This window comes from Sphingopyxis soli, from assembly GCF_018682675.1.
GTDB classification, from domain to species: domain Bacteria; phylum Pseudomonadota; class Alphaproteobacteria; order Sphingomonadales; family Sphingomonadaceae; genus Sphingopyxis; species Sphingopyxis soli.
On record NZ_JAFMTR010000047.1, the window covers coordinates 1 to 9,521 of the forward strand.

At 64.7% G+C, this 9,521-nt stretch carries 9 protein-coding genes, 2 tRNA genes and 1 pseudogene; 6 read left to right on the forward strand and 6 right to left on the reverse strand.

All coding sequences use genetic code 11. The annotated features are described in order from the left end of the window. Positions 1–132: 132 nt before the first annotated feature. The 4 genes from J1N50_RS07010 to thyA form a co-directional block, all read right to left on the reverse strand. Positions 133–1,443: a dihydrolipoamide acetyltransferase family protein gene (locus tag J1N50_RS07010; RefSeq protein ID WP_215351684.1), complete on the reverse strand. Its 1,311-nt coding sequence runs from the start codon at positions 1,441–1,443 to the stop codon at positions 133–135. Positions 1,444–1,448: 5 nt separating this feature from the next. After that, a complete protein-coding gene (locus tag J1N50_RS07015) occupies positions 1,449–2,453 on the reverse strand; it encodes an alpha-ketoacid dehydrogenase subunit beta (protein WP_215351687.1) in 1,005 nt (334 codons plus the stop codon). A gap of 20 nt (positions 2,454–2,473) precedes the next feature. Further along, positions 2,474–3,769 carry a 3-methyl-2-oxobutanoate dehydrogenase (2-methylpropanoyl-transferring) subunit alpha gene (locus J1N50_RS07020; RefSeq protein ID WP_215351691.1) on the reverse strand — a complete coding sequence of 432 codons (1,296 nt, stop codon included), beginning with the start codon at positions 3,767–3,769 and terminating at the stop codon, positions 2,474–2,476. A gap of 93 nt (positions 3,770–3,862) precedes the next feature. After that, positions 3,863–4,798 (reverse strand): thymidylate synthase, encoded by a 936-nt coding sequence (gene thyA / locus J1N50_RS07025; protein WP_281414814.1) that lies wholly within the window; start codon positions 4,796–4,798, stop codon positions 3,863–3,865. Between the two features lie 153 nt (positions 4,799–4,951). Between thyA and J1N50_RS07030 the strand changes: the two genes are divergently transcribed. Continuing rightward, positions 4,952–5,392 (forward strand): JAB domain-containing protein, encoded by a 441-nt coding sequence (locus tag J1N50_RS07030; RefSeq protein ID WP_246553202.1) that lies wholly within the window; start codon positions 4,952–4,954, stop codon positions 5,390–5,392. A 104-nt stretch (positions 5,393–5,496) separates the two neighbouring features. After that, positions 5,497–5,573 (forward strand) — tRNA-Pro (locus J1N50_RS07035). 167 nt (positions 5,574–5,740) lie between these two features. Here the strand turns inward: J1N50_RS07035 and J1N50_RS07040 are convergent. Beyond that, the gene (locus J1N50_RS07040; RefSeq protein ID WP_246553204.1) at positions 5,741–6,616 is read right to left on the reverse strand and encodes an N-formylglutamate amidohydrolase; all 876 of its coding nucleotides are present in this window, start codon (positions 6,614–6,616) and stop codon (positions 5,741–5,743) included. 138 nt (positions 6,617–6,754) lie between these two features. Here J1N50_RS07040 and cpdR point away from each other — a divergent pair, with 138 nt between their 5' ends. Both cpdR and J1N50_RS07050 read left to right on the forward strand, forming a co-directional pair. After that, a complete protein-coding gene (gene cpdR / locus J1N50_RS07045; RefSeq protein ID WP_058456696.1) occupies positions 6,755–7,132 on the forward strand; it encodes a cell cycle two-component system response regulator CpdR in 378 nt (125 codons plus the stop codon). 71 nt (positions 7,133–7,203) lie between these two features. Next, positions 7,204–7,278, forward strand: a tRNA-Val gene (locus J1N50_RS07050). A 43-nt stretch (positions 7,279–7,321) separates the two neighbouring features. On the opposite strand, the gene J1N50_RS07055 is transcribed toward J1N50_RS07050, so the two are convergent. Next, the gene (locus J1N50_RS07055; RefSeq protein WP_215351694.1) at positions 7,322–8,113 is read right to left on the reverse strand and encodes an SDR family oxidoreductase; all 792 of its coding nucleotides are present in this window, start codon (positions 8,111–8,113) and stop codon (positions 7,322–7,324) included. A gap of 94 nt (positions 8,114–8,207) precedes the next feature. Here J1N50_RS07055 and J1N50_RS07060 point away from each other — a divergent pair, with 94 nt between their 5' ends. Both J1N50_RS07060 and J1N50_RS07065 read left to right on the forward strand, forming a co-directional pair. Continuing rightward, the gene (locus J1N50_RS07060) at positions 8,208–9,074 is read left to right on the forward strand and encodes an alpha/beta fold hydrolase (protein WP_215351697.1); all 867 of its coding nucleotides are present in this window, start codon (positions 8,208–8,210) and stop codon (positions 9,072–9,074) included. A 46-nt stretch (positions 9,075–9,120) separates the two neighbouring features. Continuing rightward, positions 9,121–9,521 (forward strand): annotated as a pseudogene (locus tag J1N50_RS07065) (energy transducer TonB); the annotation flags it as partial.

Consider the following 9,521-nt stretch of genomic DNA (forward strand, 5'->3'; position numbering starts at 1 on the left):
CCTCCCTGTGGCGAAGCCATGGGGAGGTGGCAGCGCGAAGCGCTGACGGAGGGGCGATGGCGCGACGTCCTGCCCCTCCACCATCCTTCGGATGGTCCCCCTCCCCACGGCTTCGCCGCAGGGAGGAACCAACTAGTCCGCGAACAGCAGGACCGGCGTCTCGATCAGCTTCTTGAGCGCCTGCACATAGCTTGCGGCGTCCCAGCCATCGACGACGCGGTGGTCGCAACTGATCGACAGGTTCATCAGTTTGGCGCGGCGGATGTCGTCGCCGTCAAACACGGGGCGTTCGACGATCTTGTTCGGGCCGATGATCGCTACTTCGGGGCGGTTGATCACCGGCGTCGTTGCGATGCCACCGAGCGGGCCGAGCGAAGTCACGGTCAGCGTGCCGCCGGTCAGTTCCTCGACCTTCGCCTTTCCGGTGCGCGCAGCTTCTGCCAAGCGGCTGATTTCGCTCGCGAGTTGCCAGACATTCTTGTCCTGCGCGTCGCGGATCACCGGAACCATCAGCCCCGCATCGGTCTGCGTCGCCATGCCCAGATGCACCGCGCCATACCGCGTCACCACGCCGCCTTCGTCATCGTAGCGCGCGTTGATCATCGGAAATTGCGGGATCGTCCGGCAGATCGCGACGATCAGGAAGGGCAGCATCGTCAGCTTGGGGCGACCGCCGCGATTGGCATTGAGGTCGGCGCGCATAGCCTCGAGCGCGGTGACGTCCATTTCCTCGACATAGGTGAAGTGCGGGATCGCGCGCTTCGATGCCGCCATATTCTCGGCGATCTTGCGGCGCATCCCGATGACCTTGACCGGCTCGTCGGCGCGGGCGCGGCTCGCGCCGGGCGCATGATACCCCTGTCCGCCGCTATAGCGCAGAAACGCATCGAGGTCTGCGTGACGGATGCGGTCACCCTCGGCATGAACCTGGCCGAGATCGACACCGAGATCCTTGGCGCGTGCGCGAACCGCGGGCGAAGCCAAAACCGACCTACCATAACCCGTTTGCCCTGAGCTTGTCGAAGGGCCACGCTCTTCTTCAGCAGGCAAGGACGGTGCTTCGACAAGCTCAGCACGAACGGGTTCGGGGGCAGTTTCCGCAACCGAGATTGCCTCGGCTCCCGGCGTTTCGCCAACGATCTCTTGCTCGACCGGCGTATCCGCGGGGGGGGCGTCGCCGGCGCCCCCATTTTCTTCTGCGCCTTCGGTTTCGATCACCGCGAGCGTCGAGCCGATCGCCACCATGTCGCCGACCTCGCCCGCCAGTTCGACGACAACCCCCGACACCGGCGATTCCATCTCGACGGTCGCCTTGTCGGTCATCATGTCGGCGAGCTGCGCATCTTCCTCGATGCGGTCACCGACCCGCACGTGCCAGGCGACGATTTCGGCCTCGGCAATGCCTTCGCCGATGTCGGGGAGACGGAACGAAAAACGAGCCATGGCGATCAGTCCTTCAGGATTTTATCAAGCGCGGTCGCGATGCGCACCGGTCCGGGGAAATAGGCCCATTCGAGGCTGTGCGGATAGGGCGTGTCAAAGCCTGTGACCCGTTCGACCGGCGCCTCGAGATGATAGAAGCAGCGCTCCTGCACCAAAGCCGCAAGCTCGGCGCCGAAGCCCGAGGTACGGGTCGCCTCGTGGATAATCAGGCAGCGCCCGGTCTTCCTTACCGAAGCCTCGATCGCGTCGATATCGAGCGGCAGCAGCGTTCTGAGGTCGAGGATTTCGGCGTCGATGCCGCGTTCCTCGACCACCGTCTTCGCGACATGAACCATCGTGCCATAGGCAAGCACGGTCACCGCTTCGCCCGCGCGCACCGTCGCCGCCTTGCCCAGGTCGATGCGATAATAGCCTTCGGGTACCGCGCTCGCGTCATGCTTTGACCAAGGCTCGACCGGACGGTCGTAATAGCCGCTGAACGGGCCGTTGTAGATGCGCTTGGGTTCGAGAAAGACGACGGGGTCGTTGTCCTCTATCGCTGCGATCAGCAGGCCCTTTGCGTCATAGGGGTTCGACGGAATGACGGTTTTCACGCCGCAGATGTGGGTCATGATGCTCTCGGGCGACTGGCTGTGCGTCTGGCCGCCAAAGATGCCTCCGCCGAAGGGGGTCCGCACGGTCATCGGGCAGATGAAGTCGTTCGCCGAACGATAGCGCAGCCGCGCCGCCTCGCTGACGAGCTGGTCGAGGCCGGGATAGATATAGTCGGCGAACTGGATTTCGGGGACCGGACGCAGGCCATAGGCGCCCATCCCGACCGCGACGCCGATGATGCCGCATTCGTTGATCGGGGTGTCGAACACCCGCGTCTTGCCATGCTTCTTCTGCAGGCCGGCGGTCGCGCGGAAGACGCCGCCGAAATAGCCGACATCCTCGCCCATCACGACGGTGTTGGGATCGCGCTCGAGCATGATATCCATGGCGCTGTTGATCGCCTCGATCATGTTCATGGTCTTGATATCGCCGCTCATCATTCGGGCTTCCAGTTCGGGCCGAATTTGGCCTCTTGCTCCGCGAGCATCTGATCGCATTGTTCCTTGAGGTGCCAGGGCATCTCCTCGAACACGTCCTGAAACATCGTCTCGAACGGCTGGTGCATCCCGTGACCGAGAACACCGAGCTTTTCCGATTGTTTCTGGGTCGTCTTTACCAGCTCTTCGAGCTCCCTCGCCTGCGCCTGATGGCGTTCATCGTCCCATTCGCCCAGCATTTCGAGATGCTGCTTCAGCCGCGCGATCGGATCGCCGAACGGCCACGCGGTCGCCTCGTCGGCGGCGCGGTAGGCGCTCGGGTCGTCTGACGTGCTGTGCCCTTCGCTGCGATAGGTGAAATGCTCGATCAAAGTCGGGCCGTTGTTGGTGCGCGCGCGATCGGCCGCCCACTGCGTCGCCGCATAGACAGCAAGCGGATCGTTGCCGTCGACGCGCAATCCCGCGATGCCATAGCCCACCGCGCGCGCCGCGAAGGTCGTGCGCTCGCCGCCGGCGAAGCCGGAAAAGCTCGAAATCGCCCACTGGTTGTTCACGACATTGAAGATGACCGGCGCATTATAGACGGTCGCAAAGGTCAGCGCCGAATGGAAGTCGCCCTCGGCCGACGACCCCTCCCCACACCACACGGTCGCAATCCGCGTATCGCCCTTCGACGCCGACGCCATCGCCCAGCCGACCGCTTGCGGATATTGCGTCGCCAGATTGCCCGACACGCTGAAAAAACCATGTTCGGGCGCCGAATACATGATCGGCAGTTGGCGGCCGAGCAGATGGTCGCCGCGGTTCGAATAAATCTGGTTCATCATCTGGATCAGCGGATAATCGCGCGTGATCAAGAGGCCCTGCTGGCGATAGCTCGGGAAGCACATGTCCGACCGGTCGATCGCCATCGTCGAAGCGACCGACGTCGCCTCTTCGCCGGTGCATTTCATGTAGAAGCTGGTCTTGCCCTGCCGCTGCGCGCGAAACATGCGATCGTCGAAGGCGCGGGTCAGCATCATGTAGCGCAGCATCGCACGCAGGCGCACGGCGGACAGCTTGGGATCCCACGGTCCCTTCGCCACCCCGTCGAAATCGAGCACGCGGACAAGGCCGTAGCACATGTCGCGCATCGCATCGGGCTTCGTATCCTCGCTCGGGCGCGGCGTCGCATCGACCGCGGGAACGACGATATCGCCAAAGTCGGGCGTGTCGCCGGGGCGGTAGCGCGGCTCGGGAATATGGAGCGAGAGCGGCGGCAGATTGCTCGCCGGTCGGCTGTCCGACTCAGGCATATCTTCTTCCCTTCGGCCGCGAATCGCGCGCCTAGTTATATTTCAGCGTGACGACATATTATTACAGTCGCCATACGAATGCAACGGGCGCGATCAGACCGCGACAGGCGCCGCAATATGCGCTTGCGGGGCATAGGCCTCGACCGCGAAATCCTCGAACCTGTAGTCGAAAATGCTCGAAGGCCGACGAAGGATGCGCAGCTTGGGCGCCCCCTGCGGAATCCGCTGCAACTGTTGTTCGACCAGCTCGGCATGATTGAGATAGAGATGAACGTCGCCGCCGGTCCAGACGAGCTCGTGCGCGGCAAGGTCGCATTGCTGGGCGATCATCCGCGTCAGCAGCGCGGCCTCGAAGATATTGAAGGCGAACCCCAGCCCGAGATCGCACGACCGCTGGAACAGCAGGCACGACAGGCCGCCGTCGCTGCGGACGTGGAACTGATAGGTCATGTGGCACGGCGGCAAGGCCATGCGGTCGAGGTCGGCGACGTTCCAGCCGGTAAAGATGTGCCGCCGCGACCCCGGATTGGTCCGCAGCGAGTCGATCAGCGCCGCAATCTGGTTGTACCCCTGGCCTGCGCGGCGGAAGAGCCCGTCGCCTGCCGGTTCGTAGCGCGGCCAGTTCACCCATTGATGGCCGTACACGGGGCCGAGATCACCCCATTTCGCCGCGAAATCTTCGTCGGCGACGATCCGGGCCTCGAACTCCTCGGCGCTGATCTCGTTGCCGGTCGCGCGGCGATATTTGTCGAGCGGCCAGTCGGTCCAGATCCGGACCCCCTGCGCCACCAGCGGCCGGATATTCGTATCGCCGGTGAGGAACCACAGCATCTCGCGCAGCGCGGTCTTCCAATAGACGCGCTTCGTGGTCAGGAGCGGGATCGCATCGTCCGCCAGCGAGAATCGCATCGTCTCGCCGAACAGCGAGCGCGTGCCCACCCCCGTGCGGTCGACGCGCTCGTCGCCCTCGACCCAGATGCGCCGCATCAGGTCGAGATATTGCAGTTCATAATGGATGGATTCGGGCAAGACTCGCTCCTCGCTTTCACCGTCGTTGCTAGGCCGCGCCGCGCGGCGCGACAAGGGGCGCGAGAAGGGGCGCGAGAAGGGGCGCGGCCTCGCGGACGACGCTATCGTCCGATACGGCCCAATCCTGTCTTTCGCCGCTTCGTGATCGGCCGCATGAACAGCCCGATGACCCTGATCGAGCCCATCGGCAGGCTGCCCCGATCGACGATCGCGGCCGGCTTCATACCGCGCGAGGCGGAGGACGATATCGCGCGCCTGCTGTTCCGCCCGATGATCCCCGCCGATCGCGAAATCATGATCCTCGCAGGCTTCGACGCCTATGCCCGGCTTGCCAGCTTCCAGCGCATTGCGGGCGAGGCAGCCGACCGATGCGTCATCACGCCGCAATGCTGGCACCGGTTGCTCGGCGGGCGCATCGTCGCGGTGCAGATGGCGCACAACCACCCGTCGGGAATCGCGCGGCCGAGCGCCGCCGATCTGCAATGCACGCGCGAAGCCGCGCAGTTCCTGCGGCTCGTGGGCATCGACCTTAAAGATCATCTGATTTTCGTCGAAAGCGGACATTTCAGCTTTCGCAATGCCCTGCGGATCTAGCCCGAACAATCGTCACGGCTATGCCGATTGGCGCTTGATGTTCGCAAAATGCGCGTCTAGAGGACCGCCCTGCCCTCGCGCCGGACCACCGGCGCCGGATCGGTCGGGGAGTAGCTCAGCCTGGTAGAGCACTGTCTTCGGGAGGCAGGGGCCGGAGGTTCGAATCCTCTCTCCCCGACCAGTATCTTTTGTAATCAACAGACCTTGTAACGCGCGGCGACTATCCCTAGATTGTCGCTACGCCGTTGTGGTTTTCCCCCTTTCCATTTCGGCGAGTGCCCCGTCGCTTGACGCGGGCGCGTCCTCCCTGGACCCTGGCCACCTCGTACTTCGGTACGAGGTGGTTTTTTATTCGGCCGCGAGCGGCACCTCGTCTTCGCCGGGCGCGATGCCCGCCAGCCGCTCGATCAGCCCGCCGAACCATTCGGACATCCGGACAACCGCCCGATGATCGGGGGATCGGTCGGGGTGAAGATAGAGGCTGCGGTCGATCTCGATCTGCACCGCGTGGATCGACCGGTCCGGCCGGCCGTGCGCCGACACGATATGACCACCGGCATAGGGCTGGTTCCGCGTTACCGAGACGCCCAGCCTCTCTACCTCCTCGACGACAGCGGCCGTAATCCGGTCATCGGCGGTCCGTCCGAACCGGTCGCCGACAACGATCCGTGCGCCATGACCCGGCTGACCGGCCGGAATCGCCGGCATACTGTGCAGGTCGATAAGGACCGCATGACCGAACCTGGCGCGCGCGCGCGCCAGTTCGCGCGACAGCGCCACATGATAAGGGCGATGAAAGGATTCGAGCCGCCAGTTCAATCCATGGCGGTCGATCGGAAATCGCCAGAGGGAACCGCAATCGGCAAGTCGCGTCGGAATGACGCCCAGCCCGGCGCGTTCCTTCCGCCCAGGCGCGGAAAATTGCGCGCGCAGCGGCAAGGCGACCTCACCGGGCGCCATCTGCCCTTCGCCGCGATTGCAATCGGCGACCGCACGCGCCCATACCGCCTGGACGACCGTCGCCCCACGATCGGCGGCTTGCCCCGCGATCAGGTCGCACCAGCTGTCTTCGAGCCGTTCGAGTTGCTCGCGCCCCACCCGGGCGGCGGCCAGTATCTCGGGCGGATAGATACGCCCGGCGTGGGGAATCGACACGATGACGGGGCCGCCCGATCCGGATCGATTGACAGCGATCGCGCTGGACGGAATGCTGAAACGGGTCATTGCGGCGAGCGTGGCAAAAAAGGTGAAGCAAATCCAGCCGCGCCGCAATTTGTTAAATGTCTCCCGCTATAGGACAGTTTCACCACCCACGGCGCCGGGAACGGGCGCCATGAAGGACCAGGGAGCGTATTTCGGGCCATGATTCGCATTTTGCTCGCGGAAGATGATGATGTGATGCGCGAGTATCTGGCGCGCGCGCTGACCAGCGCCGGCTATCATGTGACCGCCGTCGATCGCGGGACCGAGGCCGTGCCCTATGTCGAATCGGGCACCTTCGACCTGTTGCTGTCGGATATCGTGATGCCGGAGATGGACGGTATCGAACTGGCGCAGCACGCGGCGAAGGTCGCGCCGCAGACGCAGGTGATGTTCATTACCGGCTTTGCGGCCGTGTCGCTGCGCGCCGAGGAAAATGTGCCGCAGGCCAAGCTGCTGTCGAAGCCGTTCCACCTCAAGGATCTGGTGCGCGAGGTCGACAGTCTGTTCGGGCGCGCCGACCAGTCGCACCAACAATAACGACGCAACTTCGCGCGAAGGGGTTGCAAAGCCCGGCGGAGGAGATTAGGGGGCGCGTCACCCCAAGGGATGGGCGTGTAGCTCAGTGGTAGAGCACTGTGTTGACATCGCAGGGGTCGCAAGTTCAATCCTTGCCACGCCCACCATTAAAAACGCCGCCGACCCAATGGGTTGGCGGCTTTTTTGCGTTCAGGCCATACCCTTTGCCAGATCGCCGCGTGAGGCGTCGCCGATCTGGCTGCCGCCGTCGCAGTCGAGGATCGTTCCGGTGATATAGCCCGCGGCCGGCGAACAGAGGAACACCGCCGATTCGGCGACTTCGGCGATCGTTCCCCAGCGCTTCATCGCGATGCGGTCATAATGCGCCTGCCGCGTCGCGGCGTCGGGCGCGAGGCGTTTCATTCCTTCGGTATCGGCGATCGGTCCCGGCGAAATACCGTTCACGCGCACGTCGGGGCCCCATTCGAGCGCGAGGACGCGAATCAGCTGGTTGATCCCCGCCTTCGCGGCGCAGGCATGGGCCTGCAGCGCCGAAGCGTTGACCGCTTGCCCGGCCGTGATCGCGATCAGCGATGCTCCGGGTCGTTTCAGCAGGTCATGGCATCCCCGGAACACGTTGAAGGTGCCATTGAGATCGATGTCCACCACCGTGCGGAAAGCGTTCGCCGACATGCCGAGCACCGGCGCCAGGAAATTGCCCGCCGCGCCGGATATCACGATGTCCATCGCCCCGAGTCTGTCGGCAACCGTCTCCATCACGCCGCGGATCGCGGCATAGTCGCGTACGTCGCCCGACAGGCCGATTGCCCCCGGTCCGATCTCTTCGGCAGCGCGGCGCGCCTTGTCGGGATCGCGCCCCGCGACCGCGACCTTGGCGCCGAGTTCGGCGAAACGCTTCGCAATGCCCAGGTTGATGCCGCTCGTGCCGCCGGCAACAAAGGCCGTCTTGCCCGCCAGCAGATTGTCCCGAAATGTCGTCATGCCCCTGCCGCTCCCTTTCCGATGATCGCGACCGGGCTTGACGGATGCCATTCAGTCGCCTTTTGAAACCCGATCAGACAGCAAGGACGACACGATGGCAAGCGGCCCGACCTCGAACAGCATCATTTCGCAGCGGCTGAAACTCCACTATGTCGATTGGGGCAATCGCGACGCACCGCCGCTCCTGCTCGTCCACGGCGGCCGCGACCATTGCCGAAGCTGGGACTGGGTCGCCGAAAAGCTCGCCGATCGCTATCACGTCATCGCGCCCGACCTGCGCGGCCATGGCGACAGCGCCTGGGCCCCCGACGGCAATTACGAGATGGGCGCCTTCGTCTATGACCTCGCGCAGCTTATCCACCAGCTCGACCTCGCGCCGGTGACGATCGTGGCGCATTCGATGGGCGGCAATGTCTCGCTGCGCTATACCGGCCTCTATCCCGAAAATGTCCGCAAGCTCGTCGCGATCGAAGGGCTCGGCCCCTCGCCCAAGGTTCTGGCCGAGCGGGCCGCGACGCCCTTCGCCGAACGTTTTCGCGGCTGGATCGACAAGAAACGCGAGGCGGCGGGCCGTACGCCGCGCCGCTATGCGACGCTCGACGACGCACTGGCGCGGATGATCGCCGAGAACAGCTATCTGACCCCCGATCAGGCGCGCCACCTGACGATCCACGGCATCAACCGCAACGAGGACGGCAGCTGGAGCTGGAAGTTCGACAATTATCTGAACGTCTGGCCGGTGGTCGACCTTCCCCAACCCGATCTCGAATCGCTCTGGGCAGCGATCCGCTGCCCGACGCTGCTTCTCTATGGCGCCGACAGCTGGGCCTCGAATCCCGAAAAAGACGGACGCATCGCGCATTTCCGTACCGCGAAAGTGATCGAATTCGAGAATGCCGGTCACTGGCTGCATCATGACCAGTTCGACCGGTTCATGTCCACGCTAGAGGATTTCCTATAAACGGCATGGCGAAGGCGGACGAAGGGCGTTCGCCGCGGATGTTGCCATGGCCTACACGGGGCGGATCACCGGACGTCAGCGGCTTCTCGCCGGCAGCGCCGCGCTGCTCGCGGCATTCGCGGTCGGCGTCGGGCTGGTCAGCGGGCTCGACCTCCACGTCGTTCGCGCCGCCAGCGAGGCGATCAGCGCCATCGCCATCCCCGCGCCGAAACCTGCGCAAGACGTCATCGTGCCCGCCAGGGCGCAGCACGAGAAGGCAAGCGGCAAGGCATCGGCCGCCAACAGATTTGCGCGAGCAGCCCCCGTCGCCGCGCCCGAACCCGTGCTGCCGCCACCCGAACCGCCTCCGGTCAGCGCCGCCCCCCGGCCAGGCACGGGCAACGATGCGTCGGCCGGGGCTGCCCCCGTCGCCGGCCCGGGGTCGGGCGCCGGCGGGCGCGGCGACGG

Coding starts and splice junctions, on each gene's coding strand:
- J1N50_RS07010 (WP_215351684.1), bottom strand. CDS start 1,443: ATGGCTCGTTTTTCGTTCCGTCTCCCCGACATCGGCGAAGGCATTGCC.
- J1N50_RS07015 (WP_215351687.1), bottom strand. CDS start 2,453: ATGAACATGATCGAGGCGATCAACAGCGCCATGGATATCATGCTCGAG.
- J1N50_RS07020 (WP_215351691.1), bottom strand. CDS start 3,769: ATGCCTGAGTCGGACAGCCGACCGGCGAGCAATCTGCCGCCGCTCTCG.
- J1N50_RS07030 (WP_246553202.1), top strand. CDS start 4,952: ATGAACAGCCCGATGACCCTGATCGAGCCCATCGGCAGGCTGCCCCGA.
- J1N50_RS07040 (WP_246553204.1), bottom strand. CDS start 6,616: ATGACCCGTTTCAGCATTCCGTCCAGCGCGATCGCTGTCAATCGATCC.
- cpdR (WP_058456696.1), top strand. CDS start 6,755: ATGATTCGCATTTTGCTCGCGGAAGATGATGATGTGATGCGCGAGTAT.
- J1N50_RS07055 (WP_215351694.1), bottom strand. CDS start 8,113: ATGACGACATTTCGGGACAATCTGCTGGCGGGCAAGACGGCCTTTGTT.
- J1N50_RS07060 (WP_215351697.1), top strand. CDS start 8,208: ATGGCAAGCGGCCCGACCTCGAACAGCATCATTTCGCAGCGGCTGAAA.